Raw genomic sequence first — 16,685 nt, 5'->3', positions numbered from 1 at the left:
TACAATGAGCGTTTAAGCCGCTTTGGAATGGGTGCGGCCCGCCTGAGCAAGATAGGCGTCGAAACAGGTAGCAACTGCCCTCACCAGGAAACGCTCCTCGCCGCGCAGGAGCAAAACCCCATTCTCCAATGTTACGATTTCATCTGCGAGCAGGCGTTGAAGCTGCGGATTCCCATTCACGACCGTATCTGCCGAGACACCGTGAGATCGGCATATCGCAGCAAGATCGACCGAAAAATCGCACATGACCCGCTCGATGATCTCCGCTCTCAGCCGATCGTCGGCGGTCAGCCGATAGCCTTTGGCAGTGGCAAGCTGGCCAGTGGCGACGGACTGCGCATATCGGCCGATAGCGACCTCGTTTTGCACGTAGCCGTGAGCTGAACGGCCGATCGCAGAAGCGCCGAAGCCGATCAGGGTCTCACAGGCATCCGTCGTATAACCCTGGAAATTCCGATGTAGCGATCCGGTTTTGGCGGCTATCGACAGGCTGTCGCCAGGAAGGGCAAAATGGTCGAGCCCGATCTGCCTGTATCCGGCATCGAGCAAGGTCGCGGCAATCGCCTCGGCCTGTGCATGGCGTCCGGCTGCGTCTGCGAGCGCTGCCTCATCGATAAGGCGCTGATGTTTCTTGAAGGTCGGGACGTGGGCATAGCCAAAAACGGCAAACCGGTCGGGGCGCATGGATATGGCGGTTTCTGCCGTTTCGATTGCGGAAGCGACGGTTTGATGCGGCAAGCCATAGATGAGGTCGAAATTGATACTTCCGACACCGGCGGCGCGTAGGCCTTCAGTTGCAGCGCGTGTCTGCTTTGGCGTCTGAATGCGGTTGATCGCTTTTTGCACTTTCGGATCAAAGCTCTGCACGCCTAGGCTCGCACGCGTGACACCGGCCTTGCCGAGGGCAGAGATCATCTTATCGGTCAGGGTGCGGGGATCGATCTCTACCGCCAGTTCCGTTTTCTCGACAAAAGCGAAACGGCTGCGCAGGTGGAAGTCGAGATCCAGAAATTCATTTGGTTCCATGATCGTCGGCGTGCCGCCACCGAAATGGATCGTGGCTATTTCCGGCTTTCTCGGCATGGCGTCAGCAACCAGACTTATCTCCCGTTTCAGGACATCGAGATAATCGAGTATCGGCTGGTCTTTCAGGGTGATCGTCGTGTGACAGCCGCAGTACCAACACATCGACCGACAGAACGGAATATGGACATAAAGAGAGATGGGATCGTCGCCCTCGATCTGGGACAACCAGTCGCCATAGGTTCCACCACCAATGGACGGAGAAAACCGCGGCGCGGTCGGATAGCTGGTGTAACGCGGCAGGCGGGCGTCGCCATAGCGCTCAAGAATGCTTCTCTTCATCGTTCAACTCCTGTGACAGGAGCAACATTAGAGGTCGCACACCTATCCTTCTTTGCCGAATGCCAAGCAGCGAACGGATTGGCTGGATCTGAAAGATCTTTGAGCCGAAACAACGAGGGGGCGTTTTGCGTGTGTTAGCGAAAGATCATAGGCCGCGCCCCAGGCCCGACATATCTCGCGGGCAGATGAAGGACGATAAACACGATGACTGCAAAGCTTGGTGAGGTTCTCTCGATCGATGTTCGCGAAATTCCGGGGGCTCAGCGCCATCGGCGCATTTTCGGCACGCTCGAAACGCTTGAGCCTGATGAGGTGCTGCACATTACAGTAGATCACGATCCGATCCCTTTGCGCATGCATCTCGATACTAACTTCGCTGGCCTGTTTGGGTGGGAATACCTCGAGCACGGCCCGCAGCGTTGGAAGGTTGAGCTCAAGCGGCTCAAGCATGATGGTTGCGGTTGTTCCTGCGGTGGCAATCACTGATATAAGGCGGCTGTTTTGAAACTGTCGGGTTAATTGCAGCGGCCCACATTCCTTTATTAGGAGAATCCGCATGTCGCAGGTTTACAAGGAACTCGATGTCCGCCCTATTCTGCGCGAAGGCGGGGAGCCTTTTCAGGACATCATGGCGGCTGTTCAGTCATTAGCGCCAGGAGAGGGGCTGCGGCTTCTCTCCACATTCAAGCCGACACCGCTTCTGCCGCTGATGAGCAGACAGGGTTTTTCAAGCGAAACCCTTGAGCTCGATACCGGCGATTGGGAGATTATCTTTTCGCCGATTGCAAAACAGGCGGCTCATGTCGCCGTATCGAGCGGCGCCGAGGACGCTTCGGATTGGCCGGAGCCCTTATGGCAGCTCGACCTCGTCGGTGCGCAACCACCAGTCCCGATGGAAAAAGTGCTGTCGCGACTTTCGTTGATGGAGCCGGGCGAAGTCTTGTTTGTGCTTTTTGACCGCGAGCCAGCATTCCTGGCGACCGAGCTCGAAAACAGGGGGCACCGCTGGGTCGGTGCTTCGGATGGTTCAGGCAACGTCTATCGAATGCTTATCCGGGTCGGATAGCGGACTGGACCTCTTTCCATCCTGATCGTATCGCGTGTCATCGCCACTAAACAGTATAATCAGCCCCGTTTCGGGGCTGATTATATCGCAGCTATCAGTCGATGATGTTACCTTCCCGGGCGGCCAGATAGGCTGCCAGCTGATCGGTGTCCTGAAGTCCGTGCGAGGCGGCTTTACCCATCAGCTCGGCCGGAACTTTCCAGCCGGGATCGACACCATCCATGTTGGGAAGTTCATGCGCAATTCCCTTGTGGCAGTCGATGCAGGTCGCCTTGCCCGAGAGGAGATAACGTGTGTGAATGTCGGCGGCGCGTTTCGTCTGCTTGGTTAAATCCATAGCAATCGACGAGTGGCAATTCCGGCATTCCAGGCTGTCATTGGCCTTCAGACGCGCCCATTCGTGCTGGGCAAGCTCAAGCCGCTTGTCGAGAAACTTCTCGCGCGTGCTGATCGTACCGAAGATCTTGCCCCAGACTTCTTTCGAAGCCTGCATCTTGCGGGCGATCTTGTCAGTCCATTGATGCGGGACGTGGCAATCCGGACAAGATGCCCGAACACCCGAACGGTTGGAGAAATGCACCGTTTGCGTCAATTCCTCGTAGACGTTGGTCTTCATTTCGTGACAACCGGTGCAGAATTTTTCAGTATTGGTCACTTCCAGTGCCGTGTTGAACGCGCCCCAGAAAATCACCCCTCCAACAAAACCGCCGAGCGTGAGGAAGCCCAAGCCCAAGGTTCCAGCGGGCGTGGCGAGAATACGCCAGGCCCAAAGGATCACTGCTTTGATCATGCCGATCATTGTCCAGATCCCGCCGGTTTGAAGCCGAGTTCGCTCATATCCTTGAACGTGTTGTCGACAAGGGGCCGCGTATCTGCCTGCGGGACGTGGCACGCAGTGCAGAAATAACGGCGGGGCGAAACATCGGCCAGCATCTGGCCCTCACGGTTCATATAATGGGTAACGCTGATCATCGGCGCACCGGAACCTTCTGTCAGTTCACGTCGGTGACAGGACATGCAGCGGTTGGTGTTGACCGACAGCTGGTATCCCTCGATCGAATGCGGGATGACCGGCGGCTGATCGGGATAGTTGCGCATCTTCTGGATGTCGTCGACGATCCATCTCGGCAGGGGATCCGCTCCGGTGTTTTGCATCGGGCTTGAACGGCCCGATAGTTGCGGCACGGTCTGTGCGAGAGCGACCGTGCCGGTGACCAGACACAGAGCAAGCGCGAAAAGCGTCCAGAGACGCCGACTCAGGCGACGGGAAGGATCTTGACTGCGCATTTTTTGAAATCCGTCTGTTTGGAAATGGGGTCGGTGGCATCGAGCGTGACCTTGTTGATCAACTGGCTGGCATCGAACCAAGGTACGAAGATCACGCCATGCGGCATGCGGTTACGGCCGCGGATATCCACCCGGCTGATGATCTCGCCGCGGCGGGACTGGATTTTCACCTGTCCGCCCTGGTTGATGCCGAGCCGGCGCGCGTCGTCGCCGTTCATGAAGCAGCGGGCACCTGGGAACGCTCTGTAGAGTTCGGGAACGCGCATGGTCATAGAGCCGGAATGCCAGTGTTCAAGAACACGGCCGGTGACCAGCCAGAAGCCGAACTCGTCATCCGGTGATTCCGCCGGCGGCTCGTAAGGGGCGGCGAGGATGACGGCGCGACCGTCCTTCTGACCGTAAAATTTGACGCCTTCGCCTGCTTTCACGTAGGGATCATAACCTTCACGGTAACGCCATTTGGTTTCCTTGCCGTCGACCACCGGCCAGCGCAGACCGCGAACTTCATGATAGAGGTCGTATGGACCCAAGTCGTGGCCATGGCCACGTCCGAAGCTCGCATATTCCTCGAATATGCCTTTCTGGATGTAAAAGCCAAAAGCCTTGGCCTCGCGGTTTTCGTAGTCTGGCGAGATTTCGGTGACCGGGAACCGGTCGACCTGACCATTCTGGAAAAGGACTTGGTAGAGGGTCTTGCCTTTATAGTCCGGGTTCTGGTCGAGAATGTCCTGCGGCCAGACTTCCTCGGTGGTGAAGCGCTTGGAGAACTCAACCAACTGCCAGAGGTCGGAGCGGGCTTCGCCCGGCGCGTTTACCAACTGGTGCCATACATGGGTGCGGCGTTCGGCATTGCCGTAAGCACCTTCCTTCTCCACCCACATCGCAGCGGGCAGGATAAGATCGGCACTTAGGGCCGTTACCGTCGGGTAGGCATCCGAAACAACGATGAAATTGTCCGGGTTGCGATAGCCAAGATAGGCCTCGTTGCTGTTGTTGGCGGCGGCCTGCATGTTGTTGTTCACCTGAACCCAGTAGAAGTTCAGCTTTCCATCATGCAGCATGCGATCCTGCTGGACGGCATGGTAGCCGGGCTTTTCCGGGATGATGCCGTGCGGGATCTTCCAGAGTTCCTCTGCGTGTTTGCGGTGCTCCGGATTAGTCACAGTCATGTCGGCCGGCAGGCGGTGGGCAAACGTGCCGACCTCGCGGGCGGTGCCGCAGGCCGAAGGCTGGCCGGTCAGCGAGAAGGGGCTGTTGCCCGGCTCGGAGATTTTACCGGTCAAGAGATGGATGTTGTAGACCATCTGGTTGGCCCAGACGCCGCGGACGTGCTGGTTGAAGCCCATAGTCCAGAGCGACATGACCTTGACCTTGGGGTCGGCATAAAGCTCGGCCAGCTGTTCAAGGAATGCTTTGTCGACACCTGCAAGCTCGGCTACCTTGTCGAGCGTGTATTCGGAAACGTGCTTCTTGAAGGCTTCGAAATCGATCGGCGTCATCTCGGCCGCCTTAGCCGCACCGGTTGCCTTGACTTCCAGCGGGTGTTCGGCGCGCAGGCCATAACCGATGTCGGTCGTCGCCTGCATGAACTTGGTGTTCTTGTCGATGAATTCCTGGTTGACGCGACCGGTCTGGATGATGTGGTTGGCGATGTAGTTAAGGATCGCCAGATCCGTGCCGGGTTTGAAGACCAGCGGAATGTCGGCAAGGTCCATGCTGCGATGGGTGAAGGTCGATAGAACAGAGACCTTTACATGCTCGTGGCCCAGGCGACGGTCGGCAAGACGCGTCCACAGGATGGGATGCATCTCAGCCATGTTCGAGCCCCACAGCACGAAGGCGTCGGCATGCTCGAAGTCGTCATAACAGCCCATCGGCTCGTCCATGCCGAAGGTGCGCATGAAGCCATAAGCTGCCGACGCCATGCAGTGGCGGGCGTTGGGGTCGAGGTTGTTCGATCGGAAGCCAGCGCGCATCAGTTTTGTCGCGGCATACCCTTCGAAAATCGTCCATTGGCCGGAGCCGAACATTCCGAGCGCTGTCGGGCCCTTTTCCTTCAGGGTCTTCTTGGCCTTCTCGGCCATGATGTCGAAGGCTTCTTCCCAGGTGACGGGTTCGAATTCGCCTTCCTTGTCAAAGACGCCGTTGCGTTTGCGTAGGAGCGGTGTCGTCAGCCGGTCCTTGCCGTACATGATTTTCGACAGGAAGTAGCCCTTGACGCAGTTGAGGCCGCGATTGACCTCGGCCTCCATGTCGCCATGGGTGGCAACCACGTGGTTTTCCTTAACACCGACCATGACCCCGCAACCGGTGCCGCAGAAGCGACAGGGGGCCTTGGACCACTTGATTTCCAGTGCCGCAACGCCACCGGGGACGGATTGGGCGGCTGCCGGCATGGCGATGCCGGCTGTCGATGCTGCGATGGCAGCAGCTTGCGCTTTCAGCACATCACGCCGCGTGAGTTCTGCCGTCATCCAACATCTCCTTTTCAGTAATTGTCTGTTCGAAGACCATGTGTGCGGCGATGACGTCATCCATCGCCGAAATTACGATCAATGTTTCACCGAGAAAGCCGGAACTCGGGCCTTCGATGACGATGACGATCTTGCCGCCGCCGGTGGCATGCACCTCGACACCTTCGATATCGGTGAGGGCGGCAGTCATACGCTCGACCGCTTCGGGCCGCACGACGACCACGGCGCTCGATATATGGTGCTGTGGTTCACGCATGCGCCACCTCCATCCTGGTTGCCGTCATGGTGATGGACTGGGTGGGACAGACCGAAATGCAGGCACCGCAACCGGTACAAGGATCGGTATCGAGCACCGGCACGAAAGGCCCGCCCAGCCGGGGTTTGAACCGGATTGCCGTCGTCGGACAGGCATCGCGACACGCCTGGCAATCAACGAAGTTCAACGCGAGACAGCTATCTGCAATGACGGCATGATGCGCGAATGATGTGGCGGGTTCAGGCGGGAAAACCCGCTCAGGACATCGCGCGGAACATTCACCGCAGAACGTACATTCGCCGACTTGAAAATCGACGGTGGGAATACGATCACGCAGGCTGATTATTTTTGTCGGACAGGCATCAAGGCAGTTACTGCAGCCCGTACAGTTGCCTACGGATTCATCTGTAACGCCGGGCGGGTAATAACTGCTGTTTTCGCGCAAAACGCTGCCGGTCAAGAATGCGCGACGCGTGCTGGCCATCTGCCCCATGTCACTCACTCCGCCGAATTTGGCCGTGCCGGGGTTATGTCGTGCGGGCCAGGGGGGCCATAGATGATCTGGTAGGCCCAAACTGCGAAGCCATAGGTGGCAACAGTGCCGACCGCGACTATGGGCCAGATGCCAAACGCGAGAACAACAAAAGTCAGCATCTCGCGACGCCGCTTTTGACGGAACGATGTCTGTTCGAGAGTTGCGGTCGGCTCAACCATATTCGCTTCCGGTTCTGGCAAGATCTGAAATGCAAATATGCACCAAATGCCTTAATTATAACCAAATCCGATAGTCGTTCACCTTGATAAAAGTCAAATAAGCCGTAGTTCGCCAAAAAAATATGCGTAAAGATTAAAAAGAAGACAAACGAAAGTTGTGCCGCGGGCGACGCACAACATTCAAGACGATATTGCCAATGTACTGAAACCAAGTCCAATCATGGTTCGGATCGGCCACTGCCCCAGGGCTCGATGAGCAAAACTTTCTTCGCCCGGTACTTCAGTGTTCCCTAAAAATCAGCATTGATCAAGTGGACGAGTGTCTCTTCGCGTAATCTACCTATACGCGATAACTCTCGTTTTTATTTGTGTTGGAACAATAACGCGCATTCAAGTCGATCTAACTTCGAAGCTGCGGAACAGACATTGGTCCGCTTCTTGAAAAAGGGAGAGACTTTCATGAGTGAACAGTTTCGGTTGACCCGCCGGAGCATGCTGGCCGGCGCAGCTGTCGCGGGAGCATTGGCGCCGGTCGTCACCTCTGTTGCACATGCCGAAGGTGGAGATATCAAGACAAATCCCGCTGCAACAGCAGCAAACATCGCGACGCTGAAGCGCGTCAAGGTTGACTTGGTCAGGCCGCCGTTCGTACATGCCCACACCCAGAAGGGTGAGGGCGCGCCAAAGGTTATCGAGTTCAAGATGACCATCCAGGAAAAGAAGATTATCGTCGACGACAAAGGGACGGAAGTCCATGCGATGACATTCGATGGATCTGTTCCGGGGCCGATGATGGTCGTTCACCAGGACGACTACGTCGAACTGACGCTCGTCAACCCCGATACCAATGAGCTGCAGCACAATATAGATTTCCATTCGGCGACGGGTGCGCTGGGTGGCGGGGCGCTGACGGTGGTCAATCCCGGTGAGACGGCGGTGCTGCGCTTCAAGGCCACCAAGGCGGGTGTCTTTGTCTACCACTGTGCCCCCGCCGGCATGGTGCCATGGCATGTCACTTCGGGCATGAATGGCGCGATCATGGTTTTGCCGCGTGACGGACTCAAGGACCACAAGGGCCACGACCTCGTTTACGACAAGGTGTACTATGTCGGCGAGCAGGACTTCTATGTTCCCAAGGATGAGAACGGTCAGTTCAAGAAGTACGAAAGTGCTGGTGAAGCCTATCCGGATGTCCTGGAAGCAATGAAGACACTAACCCCGACACATGTCGTGTTTAACGGGGCGGTCGGCGCTTTGACGGGTGAGAACGCCTTGCAGGCAAAGGTTGGCGACCGCGTCCTGATCCTGCATTCGCAAGCCAACAGAGATACGCGTCCGCATCTCATCGGGGGCCATGGCGACTATGTCTGGGCTACCGGCAAGTTCGCCAATCCGCCAGAACTCGATCAGGAAACATGGTTCATCCCTGGAGGCGCTGCAGGTGCGGCTTACTACACGTTCCAGCAGCCTGGTATCTATGCATATGTAAACCACAATCTGATCGAGGCGTTCGAACTTGGCGCGGCCGGCCACTTCAAGGTGACGGGCGACTGGAACGATGACCTTATGACAGCCGTGGTCTCGCCGACCTCGGGTTGACGATGTTTGGCTCGGCCTCGGATCGAGTGCCGAGCCGCATCTCCGTGCCGGTCAGAGGAGGCCGGAGGGATCGGAGGATCCTATGACGTTTGTCAATGCCGCTCTTCTTCGTAATGCCTTTTCGTCAATCGCTCTTCCGTTCGCACTTGTTGTCGGCTTGACGGGCGCAATTGGCTTTCAGTCTGGATTACTACCGACGCGTGGAAACGGCGGCCCAGTTCCTGAAACCATCAGCATCCCTGCGGGTCGCTTAGAGTATCGTGAAAGTGGGGAGTTCTTTCGCAATGGCCTCGCCGTCGACGCGCCGATGACCAAAACTCTCCGACAGCCGTTGGAAATCATGAAGTATCAGGTAAGTGCCGAGAGCTACGATCAATGTGTTCTCGAAGGGGGCTGTACTCGCCGCGATTTGCCGACATCGTCAGGCGCGGATTTGCCCGTGACCGGGGTAAGCTTTGACGATGCGGCCATGTATGCCCGCTGGCTTTCTCATAAAACCGGAGAGATCTGGCGATTGCCGGCCATTGAAGAACTGGCGTTTGCTGCAGGCTCGAAATATCCGGATGATGCACTCGGCATCGATCCGGACAGCAAGAATCCCGCATTGCGTTGGCTGGCGGACTATGAACGCGAAACCGCGCGCAAAGCCTCGCGTCTTCCTCATCCTCAACCCTATGGGAGTTTTGGCGAGAACGAACACGGCCTTGCCGATTTCGGAGGAAATATATGGGAATGGACATCAACCTGCCTGCGCAGGGTCATGCTGGACAGGTACTCGAAGCCGATATCGGAAGCCGAAAGTTGCGGTATCTATATTACGGCCGGCAAACACAGCGCCCCGTTGAGCTCGTTTATTCGTGAACCTAAAGGTGGCGGTTGTTCGGTCGGCGCACCACCCGACAACGTAGGCTTTCGCCTCGTGCGTGACAGACGGTGGTATGCGCCGCTGCTTTTTGCCATTTCGGGTCGTCCGATGTAGCGTTACTCATGCCGATTCCTCAGGGAGGGAAGTGGGCTGCGTTTCACTATGAACGCGACCTGACCGGCTTCGCACCGAGGAACAAGCCACCTTGAAAATCGACCGCTCGCTTATTCGATCTATTTCGCTTTTCGACCTTATGCCGGACGATGAGTTGGATCGGTTGCTGCAACATGCGTCTGCACGGCGCTTTGCCCAAGGGGAGGCAGTTTTCGAACAAGGCGGATCCGCCGACAGTTTCTTTCTTCTTCTGCACGGCCGGCTCAAGGTGACGCAGGTGACGGAAGACGGCCAGCAGATCATTGTCAGGGTCGTGCATCCAGGTGATTTGTTCGGCTTTGCCAGGGCACTGCAGCGTACGGACTACCCAGGCACGGCAACGGCCGTAGCCGAAAGTGTCACGCTGGCTTGGCCAACGGAGCTTTGGCCGAGCTTTGTAGAGCACAATCCGCGCCTTGCCGTGACGGCCATGCAGACTATTGGGGAGAGACTGGAAGAAGCACATGTTCGCATCCGCGAAATGTCGACCGAGGAAGTGGAACGACGGGTTGCTCACACCGTTCTGCGCCTTGCCAAGAAGGCGGGGAAACAGGAGGAGCGTGGCATCCGCATCGATTTCCTGATTTCCCGGCAGGACATTGCGGAAATGACCGGCACTACCCTTCACACAGTTTCGCGCATTTTAAGCGCGTGGGAACAAATGGGGTTTGTGCTGGGCGGGCGACAAAAGCTCTTTGTAACAGATATGTCGGGGCTTGAGAGTATTGCCGCGGGCGAATTTCGACGGAGAAAATAAGACTCCGCTTTATTTTCCTACGAGGTACGGAGACGAAAGAGTTCTCGTGCCTGCGAAGAAATCCTCGAATTTTGGAAGACAATTCTTCTTGGGAAGGACACCAGGCACTGCCTGACTTCGTCCGAACTATGGATGACCACAAGGCACTTGCAGACAGTGCTAGCCGATGATTGCATGCCTATAATGGCATCAATTGTCTCTATGATTTGTTCTTCTCGATAAGGTCGAGAAGAAAACTGTTTCGGCTGGAATTAGATCGCCTGGCGTCGTCGACATGGTCAGACACAATGATCTTGATCGGTGGCCAGCGGTCGCGAATAATCGCGGCGAGCGGCATGCCATCCTATGCCAGGTGGCATGTCAACGTCGGTCATGGGCCGTGACCAGAGTTCAGAAATGAAAGCTTGGCAGAGCAGGCTTTGATTTGAAGAGGGCCTGCATTGGATGCCTCTAACCTCAAAGGTCGGTTACCTTCGCTTTCCGAATTCATTGCGGAATGGCCTTGCAGCAGTCATCTGCCGCCATAAATCTGCCAACAACCAATCGGGAACACGATGTGCAATATCGCAGCGGCAAGTAGAGCGGGTACCAATGCGAAGCGAGACTGGAAAAACCTTCAAAGGGACGGACGAGATCTCACGATTGATCGAGAGCGGAAAATGGGACGATTCTTTCCTCGGTCCGCTATCAGCATGGCCTCGCCGTCTGCAATCCGCTGTCGATATCATGCTGCCGGCCAAGGCCCAGATCGTCATTTTCTGGGGACCAGATCTGGTCGCGCTATACAATGAGGCTTACGCTCCGACAATCGGCCATCGGCACCCTATAGCTTTTGGCAGACCCGCGCGAGAGAATTGGCCCGAGCTCTGGGACGATCTCGAGCCACTCTTGCGCCGTGTGATGGACACAGGTGAGACAGTTGCCGCGAAGGATCGCCCCTTCTACATCGAGCGTTACGGCTACCCCGAAACCGTCTATTTCGACATCTCGTATTCCGCTATCCATGACGAGGACGGGGTCGTGCGAGGCGTCTTCTGCATCGTAAATGAAACGACGGACCGCGTTCGCGCCGATAAGGCCCTACAGGATAGCGAGGAGCGGCTAAGAGCTGTCGTGTCGCAGTCGGCAGCCGGCATCGGCCAAGGCAGCCTGAAAGGGGAGATCCTGCACGTCAATCGGCGGTTTTGCGAAATCGTTGGTTATGAAGAACGGGAGCTCATCGGAAAGAGTATCGCCGACATCACCTACCTCGATGACATGCCCGAGCAAAACCGGCTGTTCAGCCAGCTTGCAGCCACCGGCGAAAGCTTCGACATGGAGAAGCGATATGTGAGGAAAGATGGCAGTCTCGTGTGGGTTAACAATACCGTTTCTGCGTTGCGCGATGCCCAAGGGCTTATCCATCAGGTTTCTGTCGTTTCGATCGACATCAGTGAGCGAAAAAAGGCTCAAGAGGCAGAGCGCCGGTTAGCCTCGATCATCGCGTCCTCAAACGATGCGATCCTTGCGATAGACCTGGACATGACTATCACATCATGGAACGGCGGTGCTGAACGGCTTTATGGCTACAAAGCCGATGAGATCCTTGGTCAGTCTGTTCTGACTTTGGTGCCAGAAGACAGGGCCAAAGAGGAGCCGGCTCTGCTCGAGCAGATCAAAGCCGGCTCCGTGATCGAGGCCTATGAGACCAAGCGCCGCCGCAAGGACGGCCATCTGGTCGACGTTCTGCTGGGCGTCTCACCCATTCATGACACTGTCGGGAAGATTGTCGGGGCATCGAAAATCGCCCATGATATTTCCACAAAAATGGAGGCCGATCGGCTTCAGGCGGTTTTGATCGGCGAGCTGCATCACCGGGTGAAGAATGTCTTCGCGACAGTGATCGCCATCGCGCGTCAGACCTTTGCTAAGACGCCTGATACAACAGATGCGGTAGCCGCATTCGAAGCGCGGCTGTCGGCAATGGCGCACGCTCACGATCTGCTTGCAGAATGTGACTGGCAAAGCGCGGATCTCGCCGCGGTGGTAGAGCAGGCGGCCGCACCTTACCCGCCGGAACGTTTCGAAATCTCCGGCCCATCAGTTCTACTGCCCCACAAGGCCGTCGCAACATTGTCGCTCGCCCTCCATGAACTCGGAACGAACGCGGCCAAGTACGGTGCCCTTTCCGTCCCGACGGGCAAAGTATCGATTACCTGGCTCTATGACCCCAAAACCACCTCTCTTCGTCTCCGCTGGCAGGAAAGGGACGGGCCGAGCGTAGGTGCCCCGACCAGGACGGGCTTCGGATCTCGACTGGTCGAGCGTTTGCTGGCGGCCGAGCTCAAAGGAACATCGACGATCATATATGATTCTGCCGGGGTCATCTGTGAAATCGAAGCGTTAATGCCGCCACACGGCAGGGCATGACCAGCAGGAACCATTTTCCCCGCCATGACTTCTCTCGTGACGCAACTCAATCAGGGCTAATATGCAGGAAAATGATCAAAACCAACGCGAAGCACGCAGCGCCGGGGATCGTTTGGTCGCCGGGCACGTGAGTGAGGACCCATTCGCGGCCGCCTTCAAAGCCACGCGTATGCCAATGATCGTCACGGATCCAAACCAGGCTGACAACCCGATTATCTTCTGCAACGAGGCTTTTAGAAAGCTAACTGGCTATAGTGACGATGAGGTCATCGGCCGCAATTGTCGTTTTCTGCAGGGGCCTGAGACTGATCGGGATACCATCGCGCTTATGCGCGAACGGATCGGAGCCGGTCAGGACGTGGCCGTGGACATCCTCAATTATTGCAAGGATGGCTCCACGTTCTGGAATGCCGTATTCATTAGCCCTGTGCGCGATGAAGCAAGTAGGATCATCTACTTCTTTGCTTCTCAGCTCGACTTCACGCCGGTCAAGAGTCGGGAAGCGGATTTGGCCGCCGCGCGGCATCAGGCCGAGGCGGAGGTTGCAAAACACACGGCGAACCTGCGCTCTGCGCTGGACGCCCGCACGCTCCTCGTCCACGAGGTCGACCATCGGGTAAAGAATAATCTTTTGACGATGGCCTCGATCGTCAAAATTCAGGCGCGTGTCACCAAGGATGATCGGCAAAAACGTACTCTAATGTCGGTGCTGAACCGGATCGAAGCGCTCAGCACGGTTCAGCGCAAGTTGTTCACCCTGGACGATGTCTCGAAGTTCGACATGTCGGAGTTCACACGAGAGCTTGTCACCGACCTTGTCGATGCAACGGGCCGCAAGGATATTCGCCTTTCGCTGGATTTATCACCTCTGCTCGTGCCAGCCGTCAAGGCCACACCACTCTCGCTGATCGTCAACGAGCTCGTCGGGGACGCCGTCCGGCGCGGGCTAAGCGATGGCGGCGGCGATATCCATGTTGTCGTAAAACGCCTCAATGGCCACTTTCTGATCCGTGTCGAAGACACATCGGAGCCGGTCGAGCCTGACAGCGAAAGTGCTGAGCTTGGACGGATGTTGCTTGAGGCCTCCGCCCTCCAGCTCGGCGCTGAAATCGAACGGAAGCGGGACGGGCAGAAGACGATTGTCGACGTCGTCCTTCTCGTCGGCGACCATCAGGAGAATACGCATTGAAAGTTATGATCGTAGAAGATGAGATGCTGCTTGCCATGGAGCTCGAAAGCGAGGTGGAAATGGCAGGACATATCGTGACCGGGCTTGCCATGAGCAGTGCTCAGGCACGCCATCAGATCGGCAGTTCCAAACCGGATTTTGCGTTTGTGGACATCCATCTCATGGATGGGCCCACGGGCATCGATGTCGGGCGAGAGCTTGCTGCTGCAGGTATTCCCTACGTGTTCGTCAGTGGCAACATCAAGAAAATTCCCGATGATTTCGCTGGTGCTCTTGGCGCAATAGAGAAGCCTTACACGATGAACGGGATGAAGAACGCACTCGCTTATGTGTCGGCAATCATCCAAGGAGACGATAGCGGCTCGCCGCCGGTGAGCCTGGTTCTTGCCGAAGATGCGAATGCGGGACGGCGATCTACGTGAACACCGACAGTGCAATTGATTTCGGCCCTCAAGGGAAGATACAGAGCTGCCTTAACTCAGTTCGGTGTCTTCGCTTGTCGCTGCCTTCCTTCTGATCGTAATTTTTGGCCCGGCAGTTTCCGACTGAACGTCGCGTCAGCTTGACAATTACGGCTCACTGAAAGCCGTTGCTCTGACCTCGAGCTCCCTCTCCGTCGGATTTTGCCGAAAAATCAGTCCGCCGCCAGCTTTGGAATGTCCGGGAACGTAATCCAAGATGGTTTCCTTACTTTCCAGCACCGAGCCTTGCTCTCTTATTTCTCCTAGAATTTTCACCTGGGATGCAGTTGCACTGGAATCGTTTTCGATTACGAATAAGACCTGAAACCCATCGCTGCGCTCGTCTATCTGCACTACCTTCCCATGAAGGTTCGGCGAGGTATCGCGGTCCAGAAACCCGTCCTTTCCTATCCAGACGATCACGCCAACTACGATGATCCCGGAGACAGCACCTGTGATCCATTCGATCCAGTGAGGGGCGCCGGCCTCGATGTTTTTACCGTTCGAGATTTTGGTCATCGCGGCCTCACAGGATCAGGCGAGCGGCCGCCGCGCCGATCGCGCCGGGGAAGCTCAGGATGACAATAGTCATCAGGATTTGGGTGGATCCGATGTCATCGGTTCTGTGGAACGTCCAAAGGCAATAGGCACTGATCAAACAAGCGATCAGATATCCAGGTAATGTGAAACGGACAAAAGCATGCCAGCTTGGCGTTCCCTCGGCGAGATCATGGCTCCCCCTAAAAGACAGTGCGTAGACGAAACCATGCATCACCGCCAGCGAGGCGGCGATGATGACGAGGGCGTGCCACGGCGTCATCTTATAAGACAGCAGGATCATTTCTTCGGTGGGCGCAACGTTGAGATTGAGGAACAAGGCACCGACAGTCATGAGAAACAACTCCCCAGCGTAGCCTGTCTCCCTTTCGTGAACGGGGTCGTCATCGTTTCCGCCCGCTTCGTCGTTTCTATTATCCGACTGCCCACCGAGTTGGCTTCGGCCCAGCATCGCACCTATACTCGCGGGCACGGCCTGAAGCGCGATCATGCCAATAATCTCGTGCGCTGACTGGTCTTGCTTGATGACTCCCATCGCAACCAAGATCAATGCGCAGGAAACGATACCAAGAGCATAGGCAATGCTTGCATCACGGATCGCTTGCCGCCACGTGGATGTCTCTTCGAAGCCGACCCTGTCGGAGAGAATGATCAGCAGGGGGATATTGACGAGGAGAAGGAGCAGCAGACGGCTGCGGTCCATGTAAACGCCGAGCTGCCACATTTCCATTGTCATAAGCATCGGCAGCGCGAAGAGAAGGGCCCCTGCAATACCGCGTGCAATCCCTGCGAAAAATTTGCGGTTGTCAAAATCCTCGCGCGTCGTCGCGATACTCATGCCAAGTTTTCCTTAAGCAAAAAATTCCTACCAGCCGAAGATAGAGGCAGTTGCGTTGAGGACCAGGGCGCTTGTAGCCGAAGCCCGGTTGGCTGGAGAAGAGCGAGCGCTGGGTGGATATTTCCAGAATGTGTAGATCCGCTCGTCTGGATGCAGATGGCGGATCGCATCCGTCCAGCCTTGTTCGATAAAGTCCGAATTGGCTTGACGGACCTCGGGGCGATAAAGCTGTCAGGCGAAGTGAGAAACTGACCCCCGGAGGTACGGACGAAAACTTGGACTAACAGGAGATAGTTCATGTATTCGTACGAAGACCGCATGAGGGCCGTGAAGCTCTATATCAAGCTTGGCAAGCGGGCGAATGCCACCATCCGCCAGTTGGGGTATCCGACGAAGAATGCTCTGAAGCATTGAAATCGCGAATTCGCATCTGGCAACGACTTGTCGGCAAGATATGTGCTTATGAAACAGCGTTATTCGGATGAGCGAAGGAGGATTGCTGTTGAGCACGATCGTGTCCCATGGAGTGGTGTAGCTGGATTTCATAGCCATCGGTGATTTCCGGTGGGGTCGGGTTGCTTAGAGCCAACCTGAGGGACACCACCGATGACCGACGACATGATGAACCTGCGCTCACTCGTTGAGAAGAGCGCCGACGCCGATTTGCTGCGCGAGATGATCGGCTTTGCTGCCG

17 protein-coding genes and 2 pseudogenes are annotated in these 16,685 nt (G+C 56.4%); 9 read left to right on the top strand and 10 right to left on the bottom strand.

Going from position 1 to position 16,685, the window contains the following annotated elements:
- Positions 1-12 precede the first annotated feature (12 nt).
- On the bottom strand, positions 13-1,365 hold the full coding sequence (gene hemN / locus MRBLMR1_RS11810) for an oxygen-independent coproporphyrinogen III oxidase (protein ID WP_500064771.1): 1,353 nt from the start codon (positions 1,363-1,365) through the stop codon (positions 13-15).
- Between the two features lie 204 nt (positions 1,366-1,569).
- Here hemN and MRBLMR1_RS11805 point away from each other — a divergent pair, with 204 nt between their 5' ends.
- Both MRBLMR1_RS11805 and MRBLMR1_RS11800 read left to right on the top strand, forming a co-directional pair.
- Complete coding sequence (locus MRBLMR1_RS11805; protein ID WP_500064770.1) at positions 1,570-1,851, top strand: DUF2249 domain-containing protein; 282 nt, start codon at positions 1,570-1,572, stop codon at positions 1,849-1,851.
- Between the two features lie 70 nt (positions 1,852-1,921).
- The gene (locus MRBLMR1_RS11800; RefSeq protein WP_206827659.1) at positions 1,922-2,431 is read left to right on the top strand and encodes a DUF2249 domain-containing protein; all 510 of its coding nucleotides are present in this window, start codon (positions 1,922-1,924) and stop codon (positions 2,429-2,431) included.
- A gap of 94 nt (positions 2,432-2,525) precedes the next feature.
- Here MRBLMR1_RS11800 and MRBLMR1_RS11795 read toward each other — a convergent pair whose 3' ends face one another.
- Genes MRBLMR1_RS11795 through napE form a run of 6 tightly spaced genes read right to left on the bottom strand, consistent with a single transcriptional unit; the run spans position 2,526 to position 7,162 of the window.
- Positions 2,526-3,227 (bottom strand): NapC/NirT family cytochrome c, encoded by a 702-nt coding sequence (locus MRBLMR1_RS11795; RefSeq protein WP_500064798.1) that lies wholly within the window; start codon positions 3,225-3,227, stop codon positions 2,526-2,528.
- Positions 3,227-3,718: a nitrate reductase cytochrome c-type subunit gene (locus MRBLMR1_RS11790; protein WP_148144233.1), complete on the bottom strand. Its 492-nt coding sequence runs from the start codon at positions 3,716-3,718 to the stop codon at positions 3,227-3,229. Before MRBLMR1_RS11790 ends, MRBLMR1_RS11795 begins: the two co-directional genes overlap by 1 nt.
- Positions 3,688-6,192 carry a periplasmic nitrate reductase subunit alpha gene (napA, locus tag MRBLMR1_RS11785; protein WP_183827775.1) on the bottom strand — a complete coding sequence of 835 codons (2,505 nt, stop codon included), beginning with the start codon at positions 6,190-6,192 and terminating at the stop codon, positions 3,688-3,690. The genes MRBLMR1_RS11790 and napA overlap by 31 nt, the downstream gene beginning before the upstream one ends.
- Entirely contained in the window at positions 6,167-6,448 is a 282-nt protein-coding gene (locus tag MRBLMR1_RS11780; protein ID WP_206827656.1) for a chaperone NapD, read from the bottom strand. The genes napA and MRBLMR1_RS11780 overlap by 26 nt, the downstream gene beginning before the upstream one ends.
- Positions 6,441-6,941 carry a ferredoxin-type protein NapF gene (gene napF / locus MRBLMR1_RS11775; RefSeq protein ID WP_500064769.1) on the bottom strand — a complete coding sequence of 167 codons (501 nt, stop codon included), beginning with the start codon at positions 6,939-6,941 and terminating at the stop codon, positions 6,441-6,443. Before napF ends, MRBLMR1_RS11780 begins: the two co-directional genes overlap by 8 nt.
- 5 nt (positions 6,942-6,946) lie before the next feature.
- Positions 6,947-7,162 (bottom strand): periplasmic nitrate reductase, NapE protein, encoded by a 216-nt coding sequence (gene napE, locus MRBLMR1_RS11770; protein WP_206827655.1) that lies wholly within the window; start codon positions 7,160-7,162, stop codon positions 6,947-6,949.
- A gap of 459 nt (positions 7,163-7,621) precedes the next feature.
- Between napE and nirK the strand changes: the two genes are divergently transcribed.
- The 6 genes from nirK to MRBLMR1_RS11740 all read left to right on the top strand — a co-directional run bounded on the left by nirK (position 7,622) and on the right by MRBLMR1_RS11740 (position 14,556).
- Positions 7,622-8,761 carry a copper-containing nitrite reductase gene (nirK, locus tag MRBLMR1_RS11765; protein WP_206827654.1) on the top strand — a complete coding sequence of 380 codons (1,140 nt, stop codon included), beginning with the start codon at positions 7,622-7,624 and terminating at the stop codon, positions 8,759-8,761.
- A gap of 82 nt (positions 8,762-8,843) precedes the next feature.
- On the top strand, positions 8,844-9,740 hold the full coding sequence (locus MRBLMR1_RS11760) for a formylglycine-generating enzyme family protein (protein WP_500064768.1): 897 nt from the start codon (positions 8,844-8,846) through the stop codon (positions 9,738-9,740).
- A 91-nt stretch (positions 9,741-9,831) separates the two neighbouring features.
- On the top strand, positions 9,832-10,536 hold the full coding sequence (locus tag MRBLMR1_RS11755; RefSeq protein WP_183686745.1) for a Crp/Fnr family transcriptional regulator: 705 nt from the start codon (positions 9,832-9,834) through the stop codon (positions 10,534-10,536).
- A gap of 444 nt (positions 10,537-10,980) precedes the next feature.
- Positions 10,981-12,945, top strand: coding sequence for a PAS domain S-box protein (locus tag MRBLMR1_RS11750; RefSeq protein WP_500064767.1), 1,965 nt, complete (start codon positions 10,981-10,983; stop codon positions 12,943-12,945).
- A 61-nt stretch (positions 12,946-13,006) separates the two neighbouring features.
- A complete protein-coding gene (locus tag MRBLMR1_RS11745) occupies positions 13,007-14,134 on the top strand; it encodes a PAS domain-containing protein (protein ID WP_500064766.1) in 1,128 nt (375 codons plus the stop codon).
- A complete protein-coding gene (locus MRBLMR1_RS11740) occupies positions 14,131-14,556 on the top strand; it encodes a response regulator (protein WP_183827766.1) in 426 nt (141 codons plus the stop codon). The genes MRBLMR1_RS11745 and MRBLMR1_RS11740 overlap by 4 nt, the downstream gene beginning before the upstream one ends.
- A 147-nt stretch (positions 14,557-14,703) precedes the next feature.
- Here MRBLMR1_RS11740 and MRBLMR1_RS11735 read toward each other — a convergent pair whose 3' ends face one another.
- The 3 genes and pseudogenes from MRBLMR1_RS11735 to MRBLMR1_RS11725 form a co-directional block, all read right to left on the bottom strand.
- Positions 14,704-15,114: a hypothetical protein gene (locus tag MRBLMR1_RS11735; RefSeq protein WP_500064765.1), complete on the bottom strand. Its 411-nt coding sequence runs from the start codon at positions 15,112-15,114 to the stop codon at positions 14,704-14,706.
- A gap of 7 nt (positions 15,115-15,121) precedes the next feature.
- Positions 15,122-15,991, bottom strand: a complete 870-nt coding sequence (locus MRBLMR1_RS11730; RefSeq protein ID WP_500064764.1) for a TIGR02587 family membrane protein — start codon at positions 15,989-15,991, stop codon at positions 15,122-15,124.
- A 117-nt stretch (positions 15,992-16,108) separates the two neighbouring features.
- Positions 16,109-16,219: pseudogene (locus tag MRBLMR1_RS11725) on the bottom strand (exodeoxyribonuclease III); the annotation flags it as partial.
- 69 nt (positions 16,220-16,288) lie between these two features.
- Here MRBLMR1_RS11725 and MRBLMR1_RS11720 point away from each other — a divergent pair.
- A pseudogene (locus MRBLMR1_RS11720) lies at positions 16,289-16,501 on the top strand (IS3 family transposase); the annotation flags it as partial.
- Positions 16,502-16,685 lie beyond the last annotated feature (184 nt).

Origin of the sequence: Neorhizobium sp. LMR1-1-1.1, assembly GCF_040675795.1 — a bacterium.
GTDB classification, from domain to species: domain Bacteria; phylum Pseudomonadota; class Alphaproteobacteria; order Rhizobiales; family Rhizobiaceae; genus Neorhizobium; species Neorhizobium cellulosilyticum.
Note: the sequence above shows the minus strand (reverse complement) of the source record. Positions and strands in the feature narration are given on the sequence as shown.

Bases quoted from the DNA above. Each gene is read 5' to 3' on its own strand.
- MRBLMR1_RS11745 (WP_500064766.1), top strand. From the start codon at position 13,007: ATGCAGGAAAATGATCAAAACCAACGCGAAGCACGCAGCGCCGGGGAT.
- MRBLMR1_RS11750 (WP_500064767.1), top strand. From the start codon at position 10,981: ATGCCTCTAACCTCAAAGGTCGGTTACCTTCGCTTTCCGAATTCATTG.
- MRBLMR1_RS11730 (WP_500064764.1), bottom strand. From the start codon at position 15,991: ATGAGTATCGCGACGACGCGCGAGGATTTTGACAACCGCAAATTTTTC.
- nirK (WP_206827654.1), top strand. From the start codon at position 7,622: ATGAGTGAACAGTTTCGGTTGACCCGCCGGAGCATGCTGGCCGGCGCA.
- napF (WP_500064769.1), bottom strand. From the start codon at position 6,941: ATGGGGCAGATGGCCAGCACGCGTCGCGCATTCTTGACCGGCAGCGTT.
- MRBLMR1_RS11790 (WP_148144233.1), bottom strand. From the start codon at position 3,718: ATGCGCAGTCAAGATCCTTCCCGTCGCCTGAGTCGGCGTCTCTGGACG.
- MRBLMR1_RS11780 (WP_206827656.1), bottom strand. From the start codon at position 6,448: ATGCGTGAACCACAGCACCATATATCGAGCGCCGTGGTCGTCGTGCGG.
- MRBLMR1_RS11800 (WP_206827659.1), top strand. From the start codon at position 1,922: ATGTCGCAGGTTTACAAGGAACTCGATGTCCGCCCTATTCTGCGCGAA.
- MRBLMR1_RS11735 (WP_500064765.1), bottom strand. From the start codon at position 15,114: ATGACCAAAATCTCGAACGGTAAAAACATCGAGGCCGGCGCCCCTCAC.
- MRBLMR1_RS11760 (WP_500064768.1), top strand. From the start codon at position 8,844: ATGACGTTTGTCAATGCCGCTCTTCTTCGTAATGCCTTTTCGTCAATC.
- MRBLMR1_RS11805 (WP_500064770.1), top strand. From the start codon at position 1,570: ATGACTGCAAAGCTTGGTGAGGTTCTCTCGATCGATGTTCGCGAAATT.
- napA (WP_183827775.1), bottom strand. From the start codon at position 6,192: ATGACGGCAGAACTCACGCGGCGTGATGTGCTGAAAGCGCAAGCTGCT.
- hemN (WP_500064771.1), bottom strand. From the start codon at position 1,365: ATGAAGAGAAGCATTCTTGAGCGCTATGGCGACGCCCGCCTGCCGCGT.
- napE (WP_206827655.1), bottom strand. From the start codon at position 7,162: ATGGTTGAGCCGACCGCAACTCTCGAACAGACATCGTTCCGTCAAAAG.